A 23,623-nucleotide genomic window follows, 5' to 3' on the forward strand; every position below is an offset into this window, starting at 1 on the left:
TTATCGGAAGGGTAAGTCATTGACAAGGGCTATTTACTGACAGTAATGTCCGGGGTGTTCGTTCGGCTAATCAAGGTCGATCGTGCTCGGCTGACCATTCGCTGTGCTCATCGTGGGGTTGAGCACAGCGAATGGTCAGCCGATTTTCGTATGAGCCCTGCCGCTGCTCAGCGGAGCCCCAGAGCACTGTGATGCAGCAGCGCGCCGACAATCAGAACACCCCCGAGGCCCAGGAATATGACCCGAATCGCGGTGGGGCCGTATCGCGTCACCGTTCGCACCAGACCTCGCTGCACCCGCCGCGCGCGGGGGGATCGTCGTGTCGACAGTACGAGAATCAGCAGGCTGGGAAGAATCGCGACCAAGCCATAGCCGACCAACAGCAGCGGCCACATCGACGGCAGCGGGTGACGTGAGGCGAGCATCGCCAGCGCGCTCAGATACGGAACAGATGTGGGTGCCTCCGCGTAGCCCAATGCGAGACCCACAAGCGCGAGAAGCCAGGGATGGCGTCGCGCAACAGTGCGAATCCATGGTGGCGTCACCGGTTCGGTGAACCAGGTCAGCGCCGCAACGGCGATCAACAGAATGCCGATGATCAGTTGCGCCCAGTATCGGGTGGACGGGGTGATGTCCGAGCCGCCGGCGACATCGGTCAGCGAGCGCACACCGAGCACGGTCGCCAGCCCAAAGGTGAACAGCGCTACGAATAGGCCGGTGACGAAGCTGAGGCCGCCGGGAAATGCTGATCGGCGTTCCAGCCGGGTCACATAGACGATGGTGGTGGCGACACCGATGTTGAGCACGTTGAGGGCGTCCAGGCAGGCGAATCCTGCGAACGCCAGCAACAGGGTGAGCACGATTCCAGAACTTACGTGAGCCGGATCGTGTTCCGGCCATGGCCGGGTTGTGGGGACTGCCACAGTCGCTCGTGCGCTGACCCGCCGGACGGTAGTCACGACTGGATCACACTCTGACCTGGGCCAACGTCACCGCCGGTACTCTGAACCGGATGCCTACTCAGACCTCGGCCGCTGTTGCGCCCCTGCACGGATTGCGGGACGTGCGCACGTATATCGATATCGCCGTCGTGGTCGCCGTTCTCGTGGCCACGAATCTGATCGCGCACTTCACCACACCATGGGCCAATTTCGTGGTGGTGCCGGTCGCCGCGATCGGGCTGCTGGCACTGATCCGCTACCGCGGCCATTCGTGGGCTGAGCTCGGGTTGGGCCGGGACCACTGGCGTTCGGGCGCCAAATACGCAGCCGTCGCGGTTGTCATCGTCGGCGCAGTGATCGGCATCGGTCTCTTGCTGCCGGTCACCCGGCCGATGTTCCTCAACAGCAGTTACGCCACGACCGTCTCGGGTGCGTTGCTCGCCTCCTTCGTCCTGATCCCGCTGCAGACCGTGATTCCCGAGGAGCTCGCTTTCCGGGGGGTTCTGCACGGCACGATGGCTCGAGCCTGGGGCTTTCGCGGAGTCGCGGCAGTCGGGTCGCTGTTGTTCGGCTTCTGGCACATCGCCACGTCCTTGGGATTGACCACCGGCAATGTCGGCCTGACCAAGTTGCTCGGGGTGGGCCTTTGGGCACAGATCGCTGGCGTGGCCGGCGCGGTGGTGGCCACCGCCCTTGCCGGATTTGTCTTCACCTGGCTGCGGCGTCGTAGTGGCAGCCTCTTAGCGCCGATCGCGTTGCATTGGTCGCTCAATGGGATGGGAGTGCTGGCCGCAGTCTTGGTCTGGCATCTCGTCTAGCCCCATACGACGAGCGCGGTCGCCGCGAGAAACAGCAGCTGTTCGGCGGTGCGCCAACCAAGGGGAGTGGACAGCGGATTCGACCGCTGACTGGCGGCATACACATTGGCCGGAAACATCACCACCAGCAGCACTCCCAAGCACCCCGCTGCCACCGCACTCGTCGAGGGAACCAGGACACCGATCGCGCCGAGTAACTCGAGGACTCCGGTGAGCGCCACCAGGAACCCGGGTGCCGGAATCCGTGGCGGAACTACCGCGATCATCGCGGCACGCATTTTCGGGACGAAATGCGCGATCCCGGTCAGCGTGAACATCGCGGCGAGGCCGACCGCCACGGCGGCCGGCCACGAACTGACGGGAGCCAACCCCTGCGTACCGACTAAACGAGCCAGGAGCGTCCCGGCGAGGAGGGCAATGAGCGGTGCCATGACAGATCTCCAATCTTGACATTGACTAGATAGACGATACCTCCAAACTTGTCACTGTCAAGATTCGCGCTATGCTGAGGCGATGTCGTATCACCATGGCGATCTGCGGGCGGCGATCCTGGCCAGCGCGGCCGACATGGTGGCCCGACGCGGCGCCACCGAGCTGTCACTACGGGAACTAGCTCGCGAAGCGGGTGTCTCCCACGCCGCACCTGCCCATCATTTCGGCGATCGTCGCGGACTGTTCACCGCGTTGGCCGCCGACGGATTCACCAAACTGGCCGAGGCGCTAGACGGCGCGCACCCGGACTTCCATGCCGCGGCGCTGGCCTACGTGGACTTCGCCTTGAGTCATCCGGGCCACTACTCGGTGATGTTCGAACCCGCGCTCCTGGATGCCACCGACGCGCAATTGACCGCGGCGCGTGAGCGTGCCGGGGCGGCATTGGATGCAGGAATCGAGACGTTGACGCCACGGCAGACCTCGGCCGACAAGGTCACCGCGGCTCGCGCCGCGTGGTCATTGGTGCACGGGTTTGTCTCACTGTGGTCCACTGGGGCACTGGCTGATTCGCATGATGCCGATCCGAAGACGATCGCCTCGCAGATCGCCTACACGTTGTTCCCGCCCACCGGCTAGCCCAGCAGAACCTTGGCGCCCTTGGATCGGTAGTCGGTGTGCAAGTCGATCTCCTTGGGTACCGTGCCGGCCGGTACGTCGTAGACGAGTACTGACCGCTTCTGCGCGCCGGGTCCCAGTTCTGCGCCGGGCTCCAGCTGTTCGGCGTTGCGCGCCAAGATATTTGCCATGCTATCGGGCGTGTACTCCTTGCCGGTGGCATCCTTGAGCCTTTGTTCATCGCCGAGGAAGGAGTGCGTGGTCTGTCCGAGGTTCAGGACTTCGACGTGGACCACGACGAAGGTGCCGACGGCGGTCGCCTGCAGGGCAGGATTCGCCACATCGCCAACGGTCCCGGCATCACCCACCCGGGTCACCACAAACGCGAGGTCGCCATCGCGCACCTGCTGTCCAAGAGCGCCGGGCTTGCCTTCTTCCGCTGTGACCACCTTGGTCTCCGCCCCTCCGCCGGTTGGGCCGACGTGGATCAGGGTCGGGCGGCTCTCCGATGCCTGGCCGCCCCCGCATGCGGTGAGCAAGATTCCGGTAAGGCAAAGAGCGGAAAGGTATTTGGTGATCATGAAGCGTTTAGCACCGGCAATGTCACGGCCGAGGGATGTCCCTCGGCATGGCGGATCTCGAAGTGGATCGGAACAATGCGGCTGGCGGTCGCCAACGGTTCACCGGACCCGGTGTTGCGGGCGTGGTTCGGAAACGCACCCCCACTGACCTGGACCCGCAGCCGATGTCCCCGCGCGAAACGATAACCGGTCGGATGCATGGTCACCTGGACCGGTGACTGCGCGGCACCGTCTAATTTGACGATTCCGTCAGTCACGTTGCGGGAAACTCCCTTCCGATCAACATCGCAGAGCCTGACGAACAAATCGCCCTGACCACTGTCGGTTGTCGCGTACACCGATGCCGAAACCGGGCCGACCAGATCAAGGTCTTTTGTCAGCGGCGCGGTGGTGAAGACCAGCACATCGGAGCGACTTTCGATGGACGCGTTGTCGCGCTGCCCGGACACCCTGGCGTCAAGCAGCGGCCCGCCCACCGCTGGGGTCGGGTTCTTTGGATCGTATGTGAAGGTGTCGACGGCGCTATCACCTTGTGGTGCTTGCCAATCAAGCCCGTGATCGGCCTGCAGATACAACGGTGTGGGCGTCGAACTCTTCGGCGGCCAATGATCGAAATCCAGCCATTGACCGGCCTTCTGTAGGTAGACCCGTACCGGTGCGCGATGCGTTGATGAGGCGTCGCCGTGTAGATGTGCTGCCAGCCAAGAAAAGCTGTCGGCTATCGCCGTCTTGATCGACTTCGCGTGGTCCCACGAGCCGATGGTGATACGCCGGGGGCAGTCGGCCTTCTGTAGCTCCTCGTAATCGCGGAGTTGACCTACCAGAAGCAGATCCCACCAGCCGGTCACCATGCTCACGGGTGTGCCCAGCGTCGCGAGCTGGGCGGTGTGGTTGATCTCGTCCCAATAGTCGTCGTCGTTGTGATCGGTCACCGTGCGCCAGAAGGGTTCTGGCTTTCCGATCGCGACATTGTCGGCGTCGGCGAGAGGTAGGTGATCCATCGCTCGGCGCACCCGCTTGCCGTGCGCGTTCGCCCGCAGCAGGCGGACCGCCTGCGGGATCTCCGGTGAACCGACCGCCGCGGACCACGTCAGCAGATTGTGCAGGTTGAACGACCCGCCCGGATAGAAGAGCTCGGTGAAGTTGCTGGTGGTGATTGCCGGGCACATGGCGGCCAAGGGTGGCTCGATGTATGGCGCCACCGCCCATTGCGTATGCCCGAGGTATGACGGTCCAGCGGTAGCGAGTGTGCCGTCGCACCACGGCTGTTCACGGACCCAGGCGGCGGTTGCAAGGCCATCCGCCCGTTCCTGGCGAAACGCGTCGAATTTGCCTTCGGATCCGAATTGGCCCCGGGTGTCTTGCACTACCACCTGAAACCCTTGACGGGCCAATAACGTTGCCCAGAGTTGGCTGATGATGCCCTGCTTGTCGTACGGGGTGCGGAAGATGACAGCAGGCAAGGGGTCCTGCCCCGGCGGGCGGAAGTGGTCGGTAGCGAGCTTGACGCCGTCGGGCATCCTCACCGGGATGTCGCGGCGCGTCTGTATCTGAGTGAACTGGGGTTCGGGCAGATCGAGCAGCTTTTCCAGGACGGGTGCAGAGAGTCGTCCGGTCCAGGTCAAAGCCAGTTCTCCGAGCATGGCGCCCAATCTACCGGGGAGCGAGCGCCCCTACCGGCCCGACGGCGACGCACAGTGACAATGACTGGGTAATCGGTTGCAGGGTAAGTGAATTACCCGAACCTGGGAGTCTGATGAACACCCGATTGAGTCCCGGCCGAACGGGAACCTTGATTCTGGGCCCGTTGGTGAACGATGCCCACACAGCACCCTCCGTATTGGCCAGGTAGTTCAATTCCACGATCCAATCTGCGGGGAGCAGCGGCCCCGTCAGCGGCATGGTCTGCGTGGACTGCACCAGGTACCCGCATCCGGGAACCGGGCCTTCGGTGAGGGCCCGCACCCACGTCACCTGGGCGTCGAGTAGGTGGCCATAGCGATCGAGCATCCGTAACTGCGTTGTGGTGGAACCGATCTCTGGTCGGGGGCGCACCAGGGCGAACATATGACTCAACAGGTTCTCCGGTCGCACCACATTCTGCAGCACCAGCGGATCAACTTCCTGGTCCAGCACCGCCGGCCCGTCCGCGACCGCCGCCAGGGACTCCTTCACAGTGGCGATGTACGGCGAGGCGGGATTGTTGCGCCAGCTGCGTAAGTAGTTGGCCGTGGATACCAGGCTGCTCCCCACGAACAACGCCAGCGTCAGCGCGACCACGGCGGTGCGTCTAGCAGAACTGTCCAGGCTCGTACTGCCCGGCCGGTTCGGGGCGGTGAGACCCACCGCCGCCAGCAGCGTCGCGACGACCACCAGATCCGGCAGATACCGCAAGGTCTGCGCGAGCAGCAGCGCCGTGAATGCCGACGAACGCATGAGATAAATCGGCACCTCACTGGCCGCCAGATACCCCAGCAAGGTCAGCCAGACCAGCCCAAGCCGATGCTTGCGGAAACAGGTCAGCGCCACGGTCGCGGCGAGCGCCAATGCCCCCAGCCAGATCACGAATGACGATGGCTCGGCCCACGGGGAGCTGGGCACCCAACGATCCCAATGCCACGGACCACCCACCAATCCGGGAAGCACCCCGTGCGTGAATGAGCGTTGGAGCAGCGACCACGTCATCGACAGATCGGTGCTCCAACGCTTCTGGTCCACCACCACCAGGTAAAGCGCGATCCATGCCCCGGTAAGGGCTCCTGCCGGACCCCACAGCACCGCACCTCGGCGCCATGTCCGCTCCAGCGCCGACCACCCGTCGCCGCGCAGGTACGCCAGCAGCGTCACCACCGCGAACGCGACGAAGGGAATGACCACCGACTTCTCGAAGAACAGAAGACCCCCGAGGAACGCACACATCGCCGTCACGGCGTACCGACGGTTTCCGGTGCGATCCAGCAGCACCGCGTCGGCGACGAACCAGCACATCGCGGTCAGCATGGGCAGGGAATTCAGCGCGGCCGACCACCAGGTGAAACCGGGGATTGCCAGCGGCGTGAACAGTGCGAACGTGAGCGGAACAAGTAACACGGGCCGCCAGCTCAGGATCACGCGCAGCGCCCGCAGCAGCGACAGGGACGCCAACGCCTGCAGGATCACCAGGCTCAGCGCGGGCCAGAACCAATTTAATGGGGCGAGCTTGGTGAGGATGCCGGCCAGCAAGAACGCTGCGGGCATGACGTGTCCATCGTGGTCATCGAACAGGTACGAGGGCGAGAACAGGCCCTGTGTACCGGCGCGGCCGACCAGGATCAGGTCATCCCAATAGAAATCTCCGCCGAACGCCAGCACGCTGCGCACCACGAGGTGCACCACGATGAGAGCCGCTGCGGCAACGGCAACGCGGTTGGTTCTGGCGAAAGGCATCAGGGCCCGAGACTAGCGATGAACGCTTGCGGGAAGAACATCAGGCACGGTCGGTAGGGTGGGGCCGAATGCCGCGAGCTATGTGAATAAAGAGGGAGTCGCCACGTGCGGGCAATGGTTACCGGAGCCGCAGGATTTATCGGATCGACGCTGGTCGACCGGCTGTTGGCGGACGGGCACGAGGTAACGGGCCTGGATAACCTCGCCACCGGCAAGGTGTCGAATCTGGAGGCCGCCGAGGCGCATTCCGCCTTCACCTTCGTCAAGGACGACATCGTTGAGGCAGATCTGGATGCCGTTGTGGCCGAGTTCTCGCCCGAGGTGATCTTCCACCTGGCCGCGCAGATCGATGTGCGCCACTCGGTCGCCGATCCGCAGTTCGACTCCTCCGTCAATGTGGTCGGTACGGTGCGGCTGGCCGACGCCGCCCGCAAGGCAGGCGTGCGCAAGATCGTGCACACCTCATCGGGCGGCTCGATCTACGGCACTCCCGAGCAGATCCCCACCGGCGAATCCGTCCCCACCGATCCGCATTCGCCATATGCCGCGGGCAAGGTGGCCGGAGAGATCTACCTCAACACCTTCCGGCATCTGTACGGGCTGGAGTGCTCACATATCGCTCCGGCCAATGTCTATGGGCCGCGCCAGGATCCGCACGGCGAGGCGGGTGTCGTCGCCATTTTCGCGCAGGCGCTGCTGTCGGGTCGCGTCACCAAGGTGTTCGGGGACGGCGGAAACACCAGGGACTACGTATTCGTCGACGACGTGGTGGACGCCTTCGTGCGCGCCTCCGGTCCGGACGGCGGGGGACAGCGGTTCAACGTCGGTACCGGAGTCGAAACCAGCGACCGGCAGCTGCATTCGCTGGTGGCCGCGGCCGCCGGGGCACCGGACGATCCGGAGTTTCATCCGCCCCGGCTGGGCGATCTGCGTCAGTCTTGCCTGGACGTCCGCCTGGCCAAGAGCGTGTTGGGATGGGAGCCGAAGGTGGCGCTAGCGGACGGAATCGGAAGGACCGTCGACTTTTTCCGGAGCTAGCTCCGAAGCAACGTCGCCCGTCGGGGGCTCGGCGCCGCGTAACGCGACGGCACGCGCGAGCCGCGAATAGCGCAGCTCCAAATCCTTGAAACGCAGGTAGGTGCTGAGTGTTGTGAACGCGAACGCGATGATCAGCGCGTAGAGCATCAGGTCGGTGCCGCGGCCCAAGCCGAGCCAATGCGCCAGCGTGGTGGTGTCATTGGGCCGCAGGATGGCGTAGATACCCGCGACCACGAAGACCACGAACCCGAGCTTCACCCAGGCCTTGGCCTGCGCGGTGCTGCGCGAACGCAAGAGATACACCAGCAACAGCAGGACCGCGACGATCAGCAGCGGCTGAATCCAGGTGATCACGGCAACCTCCGGCGGAACGCGGTGTCGAACATGATGTTGACCCCGTTGATCAGCGATTGGCCCTTGGCCATCGAATACTCGGTGTACAGAATATCGACCGGCTGTTCGGCCACCCGCCAATGATTTTCGGCGATCATCGCGATGAACTCGCTGGCGTGGCCCATGCCGTTCATGGTGATGTTGAGTCCGTTGGCGACGGTCCGGTTGAAGACGCGCAGTCCGTTGTGAGCGTCGGTCAGGTTGAGGCGGCGGGTGCGCGGGCTCAGCAGCACAACGGTTTTCAGCACGATGCGTTTGATGAGGGGTACGTGGCCCGGTGCCGATCCGGCACCGAAGCGGGTGCCGACGATGATGTCGAGGGGTTCCAGTCGCAGCCTGTCCACCATGGCCACCACGTCCTTGACTTGATGCTGGCCGTCGGCGTCGAAGGTCACAAAGATCTGAGCCCCGGGCTGTGCACGCGCGTATTCGACCCCGGTCTGTATCGCCGCGCCCTGGCCGAGATTGACGGGGTGGCGGACCACGTGTGCGCCCGCGCCGTGCGCGAGTGCGGCGGTACGGTCGGCGCTGCCGTCGTCCACGCAGACGATGTTGGGGAAGGTGCCGAGCGCCGCGGCGATGACGTCGGCGATGACTGGTCCCTCGTTGTAGGCGGGGATGACCAGCCAGACGTCGCTGTTACCGGTGTTGCTCACTGGGATCAAGGTAGCACCGGTAACCCACCGGTGAACGTCGGCTCCGCCCGGCCCCGACGAGTCCGGCCATTCCGGCAGAAGGGAAGGTCGGCGGCACTAATGTTTCGGCCATGCAGCGGCTGTCTGGGGTAGATGCGGCGTTCTGGCACGCCGAAACGTCGGGTTGGCATATGCACATTGGGGGACTGTCGATCTTCGACCCCAGCGATGCCCCCGATTACAGCTTTGAACGGGTGCGCGGTCTCATCGTGGAGCGGCTGCCGTCGATGCCGCAGTTGCGATGGCGGGTCACCGATGTCCCGCTGGGTTTGGACCGTCCGTGGTTCGTGGAGGACGAGGAACTCGACCCTGATTTCCACATCCGCCGCATCGGCGTCCCCGCCCCCGGCGGCCGCAAGGAACTCGAAGAACTGGTCGGCAGGCTGATGTCCTACAAGCTCGACCGGTCGCGGCCGCTGTGGGAGCTCTGGGTCATCGAGGGGGTTGAGGGCGGGCGCGTTGCCACGCTGACCAAGATGCATCACGCCATCGTCGATGGCGTCTCGGGCGCGGGTTTGGGCGAGATTCTGCTCGACATCGCCCCGGAGCCGCGCCCGGCGCCGGACGACACCGTGGGATCGTTGGTCGGGCTGGGCCTGCCCAGTCGTGAGCGCATCTTGCTGAGCGCCCTGGTCAACGTGGGTGTCAAGACGCCCTATCGGGTGGTCCGGTTGGTCCAGCAGACGGTCCGCCAGCAGCTGGCGGTTTTCGGTATGGAACGCAAATCTCCCGGATACTTCGAGGCGCCGCACACCCGATTCAATGCGCCGGTGTCACCGCATCGCCGGGTCTCCGGGGCGCGCCTCGAATTGGCGCGGGTCAAGGCGCTCAAGGATGCGTTCGGGGTCAAGGTCAACGACGTGGTGCTGGCGATCGTTGCCGGCGCGGTCCGCGACTACCTGCTCAAGCGTGACGAGCTGCCGGATAAGCCATTGATCGTGCAGATTCCGGTGTCGGTGCGCACCGAGGAAACCGATGGGGTGGTGGGCAATCAAGTCAGTTCGATGACCGTGACCCTGGCGACCGATATCGATGACCCGGCCGAGCGGATCAGGGCCATCTACGAGGGGACCCAGGGCGCCAAGGAAATGGCGCGGGCGATGTCGGCCCACCAGATCATGGGATTGACGGACACCACGCCGCCCGGGTTGCTGCAGCTGGCGGCGCGGGCCTACACCGCCAGCGGGCTATCCCGGAATCTGGCACCCATCAACCTGGTGCTCTCCAACGTTCCTGGTCCATCGTTCCCGCTGTACATGGCCGGTGCCAAGCTCGAGTCTTTGATTCCGCTGGGCCCGCCCGTCATGGACGTGGCCCTCAACATCACCTGCTTCTCCTATCTGGAGCATCTGGATTTCGGATTCGTCACCACACCGGAGGTAGCCGCGGACATCGACGAGATGGCCGACGGCCTCGAGGCCGCGCTGGTAGAGCTGGAGCACGCCGCGGGGATCTGACGCGCTCGTTCAGAGGTCGTTCAGTCGATGATCTCGTCGGTGGTTTCTGGGTCCCGCCAGAATGCGAGCGCGGCCAGATGCACCACGATCCCGACGACGGGTCCGCCGATCAACGCGATGACCGTTCGTTCCTCCAAAGCGAGCGGCAACAGCAACAGCAGCGCCGAGACCACTGTCGCACCAACCCATCCCGCTGAGTACGCGAGGTGTCGGGCATGTGCCACGGTGGCCGCCCCGGTCAACGTCAACAGCGCGATCATCACCGCACCGGCGGTGAGCCAGCCCAGGAGCGGGCCGCCCGCCTGATACGCCGGATCGAACACCGTCCGTAGTAGCCACGGGCCGACGGACGCCGCGAGTGCAATGCCCACCGCGCCGACGCCGATGATGATGATGGCCGGCGTGATGAGTGCAGTGAGGCGGCGGTCCCGCGCATCGACGAAGTGGGCGATGAGGTTGCCCTGCAGCGCAGTCAGCGGCACCAGTAGCGGTGCACGGGTCAGCGTGACGGCCAGGATCACCACCCCGCCGGTGGGGCCCAGATCGCCTGCCGTCGACTGCAATAGCACGGGGAAACCCATCACCAACACCGCACTGGCGGCGGCTGCGGCGATCGAATGCCGGGCCCCGCGCAGGAATTCCATGGTGTCGACGAGTGCGGGTACCTTGAGTGCCTCGCGGGTCGGCTTGGAGATCGCGGTGAGTAGTAACCATGACATCGATCCGGCCACCGTCGCCCAGAGATAGCCGACGAGACCGAGGGTGGCCGCGAACGTGACAACCGCTACCACCAGACGAATTCCTGCATCGGTCACCATCAGAACGCCGTACTGAGTCCAGCGGCTCGATCCCGCCAGCGCGCCTAGGGTTGTCGCGTGCATGCAGAATCCGGCTAGTCCGCCGGCAAGCAATGCCACACTGAGCCAACGGAACTCGGTGAACACATGCGATGCCCACAATGGTGCGGTGCCGACGACCCCTACGGCGGACGCGATGGCGAAGGCAAAGGCGATCCTGATCGGCAGGGTGGTGTCCAGTGGAGAACGTTCGCGCTGCGCCAGCGATAGCCGCACTTCGCGAGTGGTCTCCTGCAGCAGCCCGTTTGCGGCGCCAGTCACCAGACCGAATGCGCCCCAGAAGACTCCGAACACCGAAAACAAGGAGGGGCCCAGTTCGCGCGCGGCAAGGTACAGCACGGTGTACCCGCAGATAGCGCTGATAGCAGTGGCCACGCCGATCCGTGCGACGCTGGAGCGGGTGCTGGGGCCGGCGTCGGTCACTTCCGGTCCAAGGCCGGGAGCTGCTTCTCGTACAGCCACGTTGTCCACAATGGCCGGAGCGATTCGTCCGAGTAGGCGGCCGCTAGGCCGGTGAAGTCGTCGGTGATGACGGTGCTGTGCCGGTAACGGGTGGTCCAGTCCTGCAGCAGTGCGAAGAATTTTGTGTCACCGAGTCGTAATCGCAACGCGTGCAACGTCAGCGCTCCACGCTTGTACACGCGATCATCGAACATAAGCTGTGGGCCGGGATCAGCCAGAATCAAATCTTGGGGGAGATCTTTCAGTTTTTGGTGATAGTGGCGGGCGCGGGCATCGGCGGACGGCCCCCCGGACTCTTCAGACCAGAGCCATTCGGCGTAACAGGCAAACCCTTCGTGGAGCCAGATATCGCGCCAGCGGCGGGCGGTGACGCTGTTGCCGAACCACTGATGCGCCAACTCGTGTGCCACCAGGCGCTCGGAGTGTCGCTCCCCGTCGCAATGGTTTGCCCCGAACACTGAAATACCTTGCGCTTCAAGAGGAATCTCGAGATCATCGTCGGTGACCACCACGGTGTACCCGGCCGCGAACGGGTAAGGGCCGAACTGTTTGATGAACAGCTTCATCATCTGGGGCTGCCTGCCGAAGTCATGCTCGAACCGTTCGCGCAGCCGTGAGGGCAGCGCGGCATTCATCGAGATCGGGTTCTTCGCGAGCTTGATCGTCTGGTAGTCGCCGATCTGTAGTGTCGCCAAATACGGCGCCATCGGCTCGGGCTGTTCGTATGTCCAGGTTGTGTGCGCGGCCCGGACTCGACGGGATACCAACTCCCCGTTGGAGACAACACAATATGGGCTGTCACTGCTGATGACGAATCGATAGCTTGCCTTGGAGCTGGGATGGTCGTCACAGGGGAACCAGGATGCCGCGCCGTTAGGCTGCCCGGCCACCAGCACCCCGTTGGACAGCTCCTCGAATCCGACGTCGCCCCACACGCTGTTGATGGCCCGAGGTGATCCGCCATACCGTATGACGATGGTCATGGCAGCTCCCGCTGGGATGGCGGTCACCAGCTTGATGGTGATCTTTCCGGCGCGGTGCCCGAAATGCTCTGGACGCCTGCCGTTCACGGTCACCTTTGAGACGCCGAGGGCATCGGCAAGGTCAAGGGTGAATTCCTTGAGGGTGGCAAGGGTGACGGCCGTGATCGTCGCGGTACCGGTCAGCCGGTTGATGGCGACCTTGTACTCCAGCTCCAGCTCATAGCGTGACACCCGATATCCGTAGTTGCCGTTTTGTGGCAGATAGGGATCGATGACGGGAGGCCGTGGGGGTAGCCGCTTGGCCGCCTTCTTGCCTGGTTTGGTCATGCGGCCCCGGAATTCTTACCGGGGGAAACCTTGCCGCCCTTGGGCTTCTTCGGTGCCATCGGATCCAGTTTGCCCCATGGAGAAATGGGGTTGCCCTGCCACCTGGTCGACGGGGGTACGACGTCACCGCGGACGACCAGTGATGCCGGACCGACGGTGGCGCCGGCACCCAGCTCGGCGGCGGGAAGTGCCACGCAGTGCGGGCCGAGGGTGGCGCCCTCACCGAGGGTCACGGTGTCCATCCGCATGATCCGGTCGTGGAAGAGGTGCGTCTGCACCACGCAGCCGCGGTTCACGGTCGCTCCCTTGCCCAGGGTCACCAGATCGGCCTCGGGCAGCCAATACGTCTCGCACCACACTCCGCGGCCGATCTTGGCGCCCAGGCCGCGTAGCCACCAGTTCTGCATCACCGTCCCCGACGCGGCACGTGCGAACCACACGGCGGCAACGGTTTCCACGAAGGTGTCGGCGACCTCGTTAAGCCAGACGAACGAGGACCAGAGCGGTTTTTCCACGGCCTTGGTGCGCCCGACCACAACCCACTTGGCCACGACGCTCACCACACCAGCCACGGCACCGGCGACCAGCAGCACCACGCCGCTCAGTGCACCGGCAACCCAGAAGTTGAACCGGATGGCGATTGTCTGCAGAGCCAGCAGCACCCCGACACCGATCCCGAACGTCACGATGATCGGGATGATGCGGCAGGTCTCCACGATTCCCCGCATCACCTTAAGGCGGAACGGTGGCTCGAAGGTAAGCGCGGAATCAGCACCATCGGCCTTTCTTCGCAACCGCTTTGGTGGGCTACCGATCCACGACGAGCCCGACTTCGCCTTATGCGGAGTGGCGGACAGGACGGCGACCAGCGCGTCATTGGGAACCTTGCGTCCCGGTTGGGTGATCCCCGAGTTTCCCAGGAATGCGCGCTTGCCGATTCTGGCCTTGGCGATGTGGATCCAGCCGCCGCCCAACTCGTACGACGCGACCATAGTGTCGTCGGCCAGAAACGCACCGTCGTCGACCTCGGTGAACTTCGGCACCAGCAGGGCCGTCGAAATCTCGGTGTCCTTGCCGATCTTCGCCCCCAGGATGCGCAGCCACCATGGGGTCAGTTGGCTGGCATAGATGGGGAACAGGTAGTTCCGGGCCGCATCCATGAGGCGCTCGGTGGCCCACAGTTGCCAGCCCTGCCGGCTGCGGACGGGGTGATAACCCTCGTGCACGCCGATCGACAGCAGCCGCACCAGCACAACGGTGATGGCGGCATACACAACCACGCTGACCAGCGCCGCCCCCGGCGTCCAGATGAGCGCGGGCACCACGGCCTGGCAGATCGTTGCCGTATTCCTGATGCCGAAGGCCACCACGCCTAGCCCGGCGGCCAGCGCAAGCAGGGGCAGTCCGCCCAGCAGAATTGACGTCACCCCATAGATCGGTACCCATTGCCCGGCGCGGGGCGGACGGTAATCAGGCCAGGGATGGCGGGCCTTGCCCGACTTCACGGCCGGTGAGCCCTTCCAGTACTGACCGTTCTTGACTCGTCCGACGACACCGGAAGCCGGTGCCACATCGGCGTTCTTACCGATGACCGCTCCCGGCAACAGGGTGGTGCGGGCCCCGACAGTGGCGTCCTCGCCGATGACGATCGGGCCGACATGGAACTTGTCGCCGTCAACCCAATGCCCGGACAAGTCGACCTCGGGTTCAACGGAACTGCGGTCGCCGAGTTCCAGCCAGCCCGTCACCGGTGGTGACGAATGCAGGTCGACCCCATTGCCTACCCGGGCGCCTAGTGCGCGGGCGTAATACACCATCCACGGTGCGCCGGAGAGGTTTTCGGCACCGCTCGCGGTGGCGAGGCGATCGGCGATCCACACGCGCAGGTGCACGCTTCCGCCGCGCTCGTACGTCCCCGGCTTGACCCCGGAGAGCAGCAGTCGCGCCCCGATGACGGTGATACTCATGCGACCCAGGGGAGTGATGAAGAGCAGGAACGCTGCCAGTAGCACCCACCAGTTGACCGTGACCAGCCAGGGCACATTGCTGAATGCTGCGAACACGTTGTTGGCCAGGGCCAGCCATGTGGCCCATTGCAGGCCGGTGAGGGTGGTCAGTGGGATGGTCGCCACCAACTGCGCCAACTCGGTGAGCCGGGGCACCGGTTTCACGATCCGGGGTTCGACCTCGACGGGAGGGGCGAGCTCATCCAGATAAGTGGCCAGCGATCCGAGCCGCGGCTGGTCGTACAGGTTCGCGACGGTCACCTGCGGATAGCGTTGCCGCAACGCCGCGACCAGTTGTGCGGCGGACAACGATCCGCCGCCGAGAGCGAAGAAGTCGGCTTCGGGTCCGTCGATCGAGGCAGCCAGGATGTCGCGCCACAGTCCGGCAAGCCAGCCCATGGTGCCGCCCAATTCGGTTGCGTCGTCGTCGGTATCCGCGCCCGGCGGTGGCCAGGGCAGTGCGTTGCGATCGACCTTTCCCGATGTGCGCGTGGGCAGCTCGTCAAGTTTGACCAGTCGCGGCACCAGCGCGGCGGGAAGCGATTCGGCCAGGCTGGCGCGGGCCGCGGCGATATCGAAGTTGGGATCGGCGCTGGCGATGTAGCCGACCAACAGCGGGGTGCCACTGGCGGTCTTGCGCACCGCGGCCGCGCCACCACTCACACCGGGCAGATTGACCAGTGCCGCATCCACCTCACCGAGTTCGATGCGGCGGCCACCGACCTTCACCTGGTCGTCGGCACGGCCCTGGAAGTACAGACCGTCGGGCTCCAAGCGCACCAGATCACCGCTGCGATAGGCCCGCGACCAACCCAGAGTCTGCAGCGGAGCGTACTTTTCGGCGTCCTTTTCGGGATCGAGGTATTTGGCCAGTCCGACGCCGCCGATGACGAGCTCACCGACCTCGCCGTAGCCGACTTGGTTGCCTTGCGGATCCACAACAGCCAAATCCCAGCCCGGAAGGGGCAACCCGATGCTGACGGGGCTCACTCCGTCGAGCCGCGCGGCGCAGGCCACCACGGTCGCCTCGGTGGGGCCGTAGGTGTTCCACACTTCGCGTGCGGCACCGTCCTCGCCGGTGGCCAGTCGTTCGGCCAGATCCGGTGGGCAGGCTTCGCCGCCGAAGATCAGCAACCGCACCGCCTCCAGCGCTTCGGCCGGCCACAACGCGGCCAATGTGGGCACCGTCGACACCACGGTGACATCGCGGGACACCAGCCACGGACCCAGATCCATACCGCTACGTACCAGGGAACGCGGCGCGGGTACCAGGCAGGCGCCGTAGCGCCAGGCGAGCCACATTTCCTCGCAGGAGGCGTCGAAGGCCACAGAGAGCCCGGCGAGTACCCGATCATCCGGACCGATCGGATTGTCCGGCAAGAACATCTGCGCTTCCGCATCGACGAAGGCCGCCGCGTTGCGATGTGTCACCGCCACACCCTTCGGGGTGCCGGTGGAACCAGAGGTGAAGATGATCCAGGCGTCGTCGCGTGGTGTGGGTTTGGCGGCGCGCCAGCCCCTCGAGGATCCGGGTCCACGAACGAGACCGTCGGGGGTGATCACCGCGGCCACTTGTGCCTCGCCGAAAACCAGCGCGGCACGTTCGTCCGGATCGTCGGCGTCCACCGGAACGTACGCGGCTCCAGCGGCCAGGGTGGCCAGGATCGCCACGTAGAGCGAGTAGCTGCCGGAGGGCATTCGGATACCAACGCGATCACCGCGCCCGATTCCGCGTGCCCCGAGCCACTCGACGCTTGCCTCGACGTCGACGATCAGCTCTGAATACGTGAGCTGGATGGTGCCGTCATCGATGGCGGGCGCATCGGGGTGCTCCGCGGCCGTTGAGTAGAGGATGTCGATCAGTGTCCGGGCCGGAGGGGCCGACCTGCCGAGCAGGTACTGCGGTGGCACCGGATGGCCCGGGGCTTCCTGAACGGCGGGCTGGGGAGCCTCTTCGCCCGTGCGGTTAGTGGGTGACTCGTCGGGGCCGGTCACGCTGCTCCTCGTTAATTTCCGCGTCGGATCTATGGGCCTGGAGGGGTACGGCAGCGAGCCTATCGGTCCGGCTGCGGCTGGGCTCGCCGCCGCGCGGAGGCGCTCCCGCGGGCACGGTGAGCCCGTCGCAGCCAAGTTTGCCACGGAGGTCCGCGCCGTTCACCGTGCAGGCGCTGGGCACTAGTCCTCTTTGGCAGTGCGCCGAGTCTTGTACAGGCTGGCGCCGGTGGTGATCAGCAGCGTCACGACGATCACCGCAAGGCTTGCCAGCGTGGGGATCTCGGGTACGTGCACCGGCTCGCCGCCGTTGATGAAGGGCAACTCGTTCTCGTGTAGCGCGTGCAGGATCAGTTTGACGCCGATGAAGAACAGGATGAAGGCCAGTCCCTGAGACAGGTACACCAGACGCTTGAGCATGTCGCCCAGTAGGAAGTAGAGCTGGCGCAGACCCATAAGGGCGAACACGTTGGCCGTGAACACCAGATAGGGCTCCTTGGTGAGCCCGTAGATCGCGGGGATCGAGTCCAGGGCGAAGAGAAGGTCGGTGGTGCCCAGCGCCACGATCACCAGGAACATCGGCGTGATGAGTCTGGCGCCGTTCGCACTGTTATCCCGGACCCACAGTCGCAGGCCGTCCCACTTATCGGTGGTCCGCAGGTGCTTGCGGGCGAACTGCACCACGGCGTTATCGGCGTCGTCGTCGTGCTCGGTGTCCCGGGCCAGGTTGATCGCGGTGTACACCAGGAACGCGCCGAAAAGATAAAAGATCCAGGAGAACTGCTCGATGGCCACCGCACCCAGCGCGATGAAGATGCCGCGGAAGATCAGCGCCAAAATGATGCCGATCAGCAGTGCTTCCTGCTGATAGACACGGGGAACTTTGAAGCTGGCCATGATGATCAGGAAGATGAACAGGTTGTCGACCGACAGGCTGTACTCGGTGAGCCAGCCTGCGAAGAACTCCAGCCCGAACTGGCTGCCGTGGAAGAACCACACCCACAGACCGAAGGCCACGGCGAGCCCTATATAGATGCTCAGGGCAGTAGCGGTCTCGCGGACGGTGGGCTCATGAGGGCGCCTACCGATCACCACGACATCGACCAGCAAGATCGCGACCGTGACGGCCAGCGTGATGATCCACTCGAGCTGGGATACCTGCATTGAATAACCTCCGGTCGCCAAAACGCCGGAGGTCTCTTCCGCCGATACGTGACCGGCCCGCGGCACCGACCGGTCCGACAATGGCCGATGTGATGACGACACCGCAGCGAAGGAATACTCCCCTCCGCTAGTCAGTGTGCCCTACGGCGCGGGGATCGGAAAATCGGACCGGATCAACGACGTGACATCGCGCATTTGAAATCACCCTGCGCAATGCGCTTGACGATGGCAGTGCCCGGTGGGCACACTGCCCTCAGGTCATGAGAACCAGCGACAAGCCCTGGCTAGCTGGTCGGCAACCCTCCTCCACGGTGGGGTGCTCCAGGTGACGACCTGGCCGCGCTCAACCGGGCGTGGCAAGCGTGGACTCGCCGGGCGGGTCCGGTGAGATGGGATGTCACATGTCAGTGTCCGCACAATCTGGGGCTGAGCGACCGGCCGCGCGCGTCGTCGGGGCAGACGTCAAAGTGCCTCTGGCTCAAGGTGGTTGGATCAGGTACGCCAATTTCGACTACGCGGCGAGCGCACCCGCGCTCGGCGATGTCGCGGACCGCGTCAACGAGTTGCTGCCGTATTACGCCAGCGTGCACCGTGGCGCCGGATATGCCTCGCGCGTGTGCACGGCGGTGTACGAGGGTGCTCGGGAAACGGTGGGACGTTTCGTGGGAGCAGCCCCCGGCCAGCACGTGATCTTTACCCGCAACACCACCGACTCGCTTAATCTGCTCGCTTCGGCGGTGCCGGGTGGGGCGGATTCTGAAAGCCGGCGACACCCAAATGTGGTGGTGCTTGATATCGAACATCATGCAAACCTGCTGACCTGGCAGCGATATGGCGCTCGAGTGGCAGCACATCGGGCTACCGTCGCGGACACCGTCGCCGCGCTGGATGAGGAACTCTCCCGGCAGCCCGCCGCGCTGCTGGCCGTTACCGGCGCATCGAATGTCACCGGCGAGGTGCTGCCATTGGCTGAACTCGCTGCCGTTGCCCACCGGCACGGCGCGAGGATCGCCGTTGACGGTGCGCAGTTGGTTCCGCATCGTCGCATCGACCTGGCGGCAGCCGGAATCGATTACCTCGCGTTCTCCGGGCACAAACTGTACGCCCCATTTGGTGCCGGAGTCCTTGTCGGACAAAGTGACTGGCTCGACGCCGCGCGACCGTATCTGGCGGGCGGGGGTGCGGTGCGCAATGTCAGTATCGACGAGGCCGAGTGGCTCGTCGGACCGCAGCGGCATGAGGCGGGCACTCCCAATGTGGTCGGCGTTGCCGCCGTGGCGGCAGCATGTGAGGCATTGGACGCGCTGGGAGAGATAAGTCAACTCGAAGAAGCGCTCACCGCCCAACTTCGGGAAGGGCTCGAGGCGATCGAAGGCGTTGACACTCTTCGCATTTGGGAAGGTGGCCGAGATGTACTGGGCATTGTGTCCTTCACGGTCGCCGGATACACGCCGTCGGTGGCCGCCGCGTATCTGTCGGCCGAACATGGAGTCGGAGTGCGCGACGGCAGGTTCTGCGCGCATCCGCTGCTGGCCAGATTGGGCGCTCCGGGTGGAGCGCTACGCGCAAGCGTCGGGCTGGGCACTACCGCGGGTGACATCGCGCGCCTCGTCGATGCGATCGGTCAGCTTGTCCACCATGGCCCGACCCTGACCTATGTCGAGCGGGACGGACAGGTGGGGCCCGCCGATGACCCGCGGCCACTGCCGGACTTCCTGGTGGCGTGACGCCGAATCGCAGTATCCGTAACTCATAATACGTGATACTTTCGGTCCGATACATCACTGGGTCGGACTGACAAGGACGTCGAATGACTAGTACACGTGCGCGGGGTAGCGAAGCCAACGGTCGGGAACGGGTTGTTCCCGACCATGAAGTCGTGATTATCGGAGCCGGTTTCGGCGGTATCGGAGCAGGTGTTGAGCTCACCAAAAGGGGAGTTCACGATTTCGTGATTTTGGAGAAGTGGGGGGCCGCCGGCGGCACCTGGCACGCGAACAAGTATCCGGGCGTGGCCGTTGATATCCCGACCTTTATCTACAGTTTTTCCTACGACCAGAAGACCACCTGGTCGAAGTTCTTTACCCCGGGTAATGAACTCGAGGAGTACGCCAACGAGCTTGTCGACAAGCACGACCTGCGGCGCAAGATCCGGTTCAATACGCGCGTCGTTCGTCAGGAATTTGATGAGTCGCAAAATATCTGGGCTCTTACCCTGGACGATGACACCGTCATCACTGCTCGGCATGTGATTGCCGCGACCGGCGGACTTGAGCAACCCAAGCTCCCAGAAATAGACGGTATCGATTCCTATCAGGGTGTGCTGATGCATACCGCGCTGTGGGACAAGGATGTTCAGCTTGCCGGGAAGAGGGTGGCGGTCATCGGAACCGGGGCTACCTCGCTGCAGCTCGTTCCCGAGATCGCCCCGGAGGTTGGCCACCTCACCGTCTTTCAGCGCACGCCCATCTATGTGGGGCCCAAACCTGACTTGAAGTACAACGCGTTCTGGCGGGCACTGTTCGGATTCCCTGGTGTCGCCAAGGGGATTCGCCACGCGATCAACCTCAGCACCGCGTACATTCCGGATGCTGTTTTCAACCTCGACTCCAAATACGTCGAATCGGCATCGATGGCCATGGCCAACAGGATTCGCTCCTGGATGCGTACACAGGTCGACGATCCGGTGACCCGCGAGAAGCTGCTGCCCTATTACGGATTTGGCTGTAAGCGTCCGTCGTTCTCTAACACCTACCTCAAGACGTTCAACCGGCCCAATGTGGACTTGGTGACCGAACCGATTCAGCGGATCACCGAGAAGGGTCTGCTGACCGCGGACGGCGTCGAGCATGAAGTAGATGTATTGATCTGTGCCACGGGATTCGCGATCTGGGATCACATGCCGGCCTTCCCGACCGCCGGGCGAGGCGGCAAGGACTTGAAACGATTCTTCCAGGAGAGCCGCTATCAGGCTTACCAGGGTGTTTCGATTCCCGAGTACCCTAACTTCTTCCTTGTTCTCGGACCGTACGGCTATGTGTTCGGGCCGTATCACATGCTTATCGAATCGACGACCGCGCACGCGGCCCGGGTTATCGCGGAGGCCAAGAAACGCGGTGCCACCACCGCCGAGGTCAAGCAGGACGTGCATCAGGCCTACTTCCGCAAGATGCACCAGCGCAACAAGAATCACCTGTGGCTCTCGCCGGCATGTTCGACGGCCAACACTTACTACATCGACAATCACGGTGATTCGCCTTTCCGGCCAGGCGGTTTCGGCGAGATGTACTTCCACAACAAATACTTCCGGTTGGACAACTATCGCTACGGCAGCGAGACGGTGGCGCCCGTGGTGAAGGTGGCATCGCGGCGTAAGCGCAACAAGGAGGTCGTGGGATGAGGCTGCTCCCCGCACGTAAACCAGATCTTGTTGTGGTGACCGGCGCCGGCAGCGGCATCGGGCGGGCCATCGCCATCCAATTCGCCAGGGGCGGTGCGGAGGTGGTGGCGTCGGATCTCGATCTGACCACCGCCCAGGAAACGGCGGAGATTATTCACAACAAGGGGCTGCGTGCCGTTGCTTTCCAGCTCGACGTCACCGATCCATCGGCATGGGAGCGATTCGCCGATCAGGTGCGGGCCGAATACGGGGTCCCTGATGTGCTGGTGAACAACGCGGGCATCATGGTTGGCGGCCGCTTCTTCGACCTCGAACAAGAGCACTGGGAAAAGCAGTTCCGGGTCAACGTGTTCGGTGTCGCATATGGCGGGCGTGTCTTTGGCAAGCAGATGGCCGAACGCGGTCGTGGCGGTCAAATCGTCAACATCGCCTCGGCGGGGGCCATCACTCCGACGCCGATCTTTCCCGCCTACTCTGCCTCCAAGGCGGCGGTGAAGATGTTGAGCGAGTGCATGCGGATGGAACTGGGCCCCAAGGGAATCGGGGTGTCCGCGGTATGTCCCGGCTTCATCAACACCAACATTGGGGTAAACGCCACCGTGGCCGGCGTGGATCTTCCCGATGATGTACGTGAGCGTCTGAATAACGTGATGAGGGCCTTCCAGTCCTCCGCCCCGATGCGGGTGCTGGATCAATTGATCGGTCCGCCGCAGGTTGCGCGGGCCACGGTCCGCGCGGCGCGCTACAACTTTGCGGTGGCTCCGGTGCGTCCCGAAGCGTGGTTGGGCTACTTCTTGAGCAGGCTCCTGCCAGGTCTCAATCGACATTTCATGTATCCGATCCCTTACTGGCTCGGATTGGATATCGACTCGCTCATGCCGAGGGTGCAACGCGTCATCGACAACCTGACCGAACGCGCACCGACGCCGCCGGTCTCCGAGCAGTCGTCGGTGTGATCGGGTCTGATCGGCTCACCCGGAATTGAACGATGGCTCTACCGCGACCTCGTGAGTACCGTGGCGTCTGTGGCAGCACAACATCAAACGTTTCGGGTCTTCACTGACGACGTGGCCGGCTGGCACGAGCTGACCAGCGGAACGGGTGTTACCGCACGCGTCAACGCCGCCGATCTCAAACAGGCGCAGCGGGCCAGGCATGCGCTGCGCGCCGCGCGCAAGGACGCACCTGCAGTCATCCTAGATGTATACGTGCACATCGAGGCCGATTCCCGATCCGCGCGTAAGCATTTTGCGAGCCTGCGGGTTCCCTCGGCGGTGTCGTATGCGGGCACGCCGGAAGGGCTGGCGGGTCTGATCGCCGATATCTACCTGGCCGGTGTCGCCGACGGGGTGACCCTGATCCCGGCGTCGCCCACCACGGATATCGGTTGTGCAGCACGCCGCGTGTTCGCGTTGCTGCCGCAACGCGTACCGCTGGCGGCGTAGCACGCAGCTAGCTCACCAGTTGTCGTAACCGCCCTCGGGGCCGAGCATGCGCTCCAGACGGGTGCGGTTGATCTTTGCGAGTTCGTTGCGGGTCACCTTGCGCTCGGTGTCCACGTCGTGGTGCATGCGGTCGGAGATCGCACGCAGCACGGAGGCGCCGTCCTGTCCGCACAGGTGCATGACGAAGCGATGGCCGAAGTGGTGCTCGTACCGGTGGGCGGCGGCCCGCAACGCAGCCATCATTCCCGGGGTTTCATCGCGGATCGCGCACTGCTCGGCATGCGAACGCGCGCTTCCCGGGCGTCTGCCCAGCGGAGGGTAGGCGATCAGTACCTCGTCCAGTGATTCCTCGGACAGGGCGAAGAGCTCGTTGTCGGCGTACCGGAACAGGGCATCGTGATCGGCGAACGGCCGGGCCGCGGCGATCTTCCGCGCCCAGGTCACGCTGCCACCACACTCGTAGAGCGCGTGGACCGCTTTGGTGTCGGGCATCTCGTTGAACGTGTCGCGGCCGATGCCCTGATGCATCAACATAGAACCATGATTCGACGGGGCGCCGCTGTTCGCTAGAGGGGGACCGCGCATTTT

Annotated in this window: 20 protein-coding genes and 1 riboswitch; of the genes, 8 read left to right on the forward strand and 12 right to left on the reverse strand. The window is 64.2% G+C overall.

Annotated elements, in window-relative coordinates; all coding sequences use genetic code 11:
- Positions 1–167: 167 nt before the first annotated feature.
- Complete coding sequence (locus tag AOT83_RS01685) at positions 168–860, reverse strand: GAP family protein (RefSeq protein ID WP_030095861.1); 693 nt, start codon at positions 858–860, stop codon at positions 168–170.
- 203 nt (positions 861–1,063) lie between these two features.
- Here AOT83_RS01685 and AOT83_RS01690 point away from each other — a divergent pair, with 203 nt between their 5' ends.
- Positions 1,064–1,759, forward strand: coding sequence for a CPBP family intramembrane glutamic endopeptidase (locus AOT83_RS01690; RefSeq protein WP_030095860.1), 696 nt, complete (start codon positions 1,064–1,066; stop codon positions 1,757–1,759).
- Here the strand turns inward: AOT83_RS01690 and AOT83_RS01695 are convergent.
- A complete protein-coding gene (locus AOT83_RS01695) occupies positions 1,756–2,190 on the reverse strand; it encodes a hypothetical protein (protein ID WP_057965716.1) in 435 nt (144 codons plus the stop codon). The two genes, AOT83_RS01690 and AOT83_RS01695, sit on opposite strands and share 4 nt — an antisense overlap.
- A gap of 82 nt (positions 2,191–2,272) precedes the next feature.
- Here AOT83_RS01695 and AOT83_RS01700 point away from each other — a divergent pair, with 82 nt between their 5' ends.
- Positions 2,273–2,830 (forward strand): TetR/AcrR family transcriptional regulator, encoded by a 558-nt coding sequence (locus AOT83_RS01700; RefSeq protein ID WP_057965717.1) that lies wholly within the window; start codon positions 2,273–2,275, stop codon positions 2,828–2,830.
- Here AOT83_RS01700 and AOT83_RS01705 read toward each other — a convergent pair.
- From AOT83_RS01705 to AOT83_RS01715, 3 genes are read right to left on the reverse strand one after another with little or no spacing between them, the layout of a single operon-like run.
- Positions 2,827–3,390, reverse strand: coding sequence for a DUF4352 domain-containing protein (locus AOT83_RS01705; protein ID WP_057965718.1), 564 nt, complete (start codon positions 3,388–3,390; stop codon positions 2,827–2,829). The two genes, AOT83_RS01700 and AOT83_RS01705, sit on opposite strands and share 4 nt — an antisense overlap.
- On the reverse strand, positions 3,387–5,033 hold the full coding sequence (locus tag AOT83_RS01710; protein ID WP_057965719.1) for a CocE/NonD family hydrolase: 1,647 nt from the start codon (positions 5,031–5,033) through the stop codon (positions 3,387–3,389). Before AOT83_RS01710 ends, AOT83_RS01705 begins: the two co-directional genes overlap by 4 nt.
- A gap of 10 nt (positions 5,034–5,043) precedes the next feature.
- Complete coding sequence (locus AOT83_RS01715; protein ID WP_057965720.1) at positions 5,044–6,816, reverse strand: hypothetical protein; 1,773 nt, start codon at positions 6,814–6,816, stop codon at positions 5,044–5,046.
- A gap of 105 nt (positions 6,817–6,921) precedes the next feature.
- On the opposite strand from AOT83_RS01715, the gene AOT83_RS01720 reads away from it, so the two are divergent.
- Positions 6,922–7,854 (forward strand): NAD-dependent epimerase/dehydratase family protein, encoded by a 933-nt coding sequence (locus tag AOT83_RS01720; protein ID WP_030095854.1) that lies wholly within the window; start codon positions 6,922–6,924, stop codon positions 7,852–7,854.
- On the opposite strand, the gene AOT83_RS01725 is transcribed toward AOT83_RS01720, so the two are convergent.
- Together AOT83_RS01725 and AOT83_RS01730 are read right to left on the reverse strand one after the other, a co-directional pair.
- Positions 7,810–8,208, reverse strand: coding sequence for a DUF2304 domain-containing protein (locus AOT83_RS01725; RefSeq protein WP_078313574.1), 399 nt, complete (start codon positions 8,206–8,208; stop codon positions 7,810–7,812). The genes AOT83_RS01720 and AOT83_RS01725 overlap by 45 nt on opposite strands.
- Positions 8,205–8,903, reverse strand: coding sequence for a glycosyltransferase family 2 protein (locus tag AOT83_RS01730; protein WP_030095852.1), 699 nt, complete (start codon positions 8,901–8,903; stop codon positions 8,205–8,207). Before AOT83_RS01730 ends, AOT83_RS01725 begins: the two co-directional genes overlap by 4 nt.
- Positions 8,904–9,013: 110 nt before the next feature.
- On the opposite strand from AOT83_RS01730, the gene AOT83_RS01735 reads away from it, so the two are divergent.
- Positions 9,014–10,399, forward strand: a complete 1,386-nt coding sequence (locus AOT83_RS01735) for a wax ester/triacylglycerol synthase family O-acyltransferase (protein WP_030095851.1) — start codon at positions 9,014–9,016, stop codon at positions 10,397–10,399.
- Positions 10,400–10,419: 20 nt separating this feature from the next.
- On the opposite strand, the gene AOT83_RS01740 is transcribed toward AOT83_RS01735, so the two are convergent.
- From AOT83_RS01740 to AOT83_RS01760, 4 genes are all read right to left on the reverse strand, one after another.
- The gene (locus tag AOT83_RS01740; RefSeq protein WP_057965721.1) at positions 10,420–11,679 is read right to left on the reverse strand and encodes a hypothetical protein; all 1,260 of its coding nucleotides are present in this window, start codon (positions 11,677–11,679) and stop codon (positions 10,420–10,422) included.
- Positions 11,676–13,028: a M1 family metallopeptidase gene (locus AOT83_RS01745; RefSeq protein WP_030095849.1), complete on the reverse strand. Its 1,353-nt coding sequence runs from the start codon at positions 13,026–13,028 to the stop codon at positions 11,676–11,678. Before AOT83_RS01745 ends, AOT83_RS01740 begins: the two co-directional genes overlap by 4 nt.
- Complete coding sequence (locus tag AOT83_RS01750) at positions 13,025–17,029, reverse strand: Pls/PosA family non-ribosomal peptide synthetase (RefSeq protein WP_057965722.1); 4,005 nt, start codon at positions 17,027–17,029, stop codon at positions 13,025–13,027. Before AOT83_RS01750 ends, AOT83_RS01745 begins: the two co-directional genes overlap by 4 nt.
- 180 nt (positions 17,030–17,209) lie before the next feature.
- Entirely contained in the window at positions 17,210–18,190 is a 981-nt protein-coding gene (locus tag AOT83_RS01760; protein WP_030095847.1) for a TerC family protein, read from the reverse strand.
- 256 nt (positions 18,191–18,446) lie between these two features.
- A riboswitch (SAM riboswitch) is annotated at positions 18,447–18,559 on the forward strand.
- A gap of 32 nt (positions 18,560–18,591) precedes the next feature.
- Between AOT83_RS01760 and AOT83_RS01765 the strand changes: the two genes are divergently transcribed.
- From AOT83_RS01765 to AOT83_RS01780, 4 genes are all read left to right on the forward strand, one after another.
- A complete protein-coding gene (locus AOT83_RS01765; RefSeq protein WP_057965724.1) occupies positions 18,592–19,917 on the forward strand; it encodes an aminotransferase class V-fold PLP-dependent enzyme in 1,326 nt (441 codons plus the stop codon).
- Positions 19,918–20,000: 83 nt separating this feature from the next.
- Positions 20,001–21,590 carry an NAD(P)/FAD-dependent oxidoreductase gene (locus AOT83_RS01770; RefSeq protein ID WP_030095845.1) on the forward strand — a complete coding sequence of 530 codons (1,590 nt, stop codon included), beginning with the start codon at positions 20,001–20,003 and terminating at the stop codon, positions 21,588–21,590.
- Positions 21,587–22,546, forward strand: a complete 960-nt coding sequence (locus AOT83_RS01775) for an SDR family NAD(P)-dependent oxidoreductase (protein ID WP_030095844.1) — start codon at positions 21,587–21,589, stop codon at positions 22,544–22,546. The genes AOT83_RS01770 and AOT83_RS01775 overlap by 4 nt, the downstream gene beginning before the upstream one ends.
- A gap of 51 nt (positions 22,547–22,597) precedes the next feature.
- Positions 22,598–23,035: a hypothetical protein gene (locus tag AOT83_RS01780; RefSeq protein WP_196328542.1), complete on the forward strand. Its 438-nt coding sequence runs from the start codon at positions 22,598–22,600 to the stop codon at positions 23,033–23,035.
- A 12-nt stretch (positions 23,036–23,047) separates the two neighbouring features.
- Here the strand turns inward: AOT83_RS01780 and AOT83_RS01785 are convergent, their stop codons facing one another.
- Positions 23,048–23,569, reverse strand: a complete 522-nt coding sequence (locus tag AOT83_RS01785; RefSeq protein WP_030095842.1) for a 2-oxo-4-hydroxy-4-carboxy-5-ureidoimidazoline decarboxylase — start codon at positions 23,567–23,569, stop codon at positions 23,048–23,050.
- Between the last annotated feature and the right edge of the window lie 54 nt (positions 23,570–23,623).

Source organism: Mycobacteroides sp. H001 (genome assembly GCF_001440005.1).
GTDB classification, from domain to species: Bacteria; Actinomycetota; Actinomycetes; order Mycobacteriales; family Mycobacteriaceae; genus Mycobacterium; species Mycobacterium gwanakae.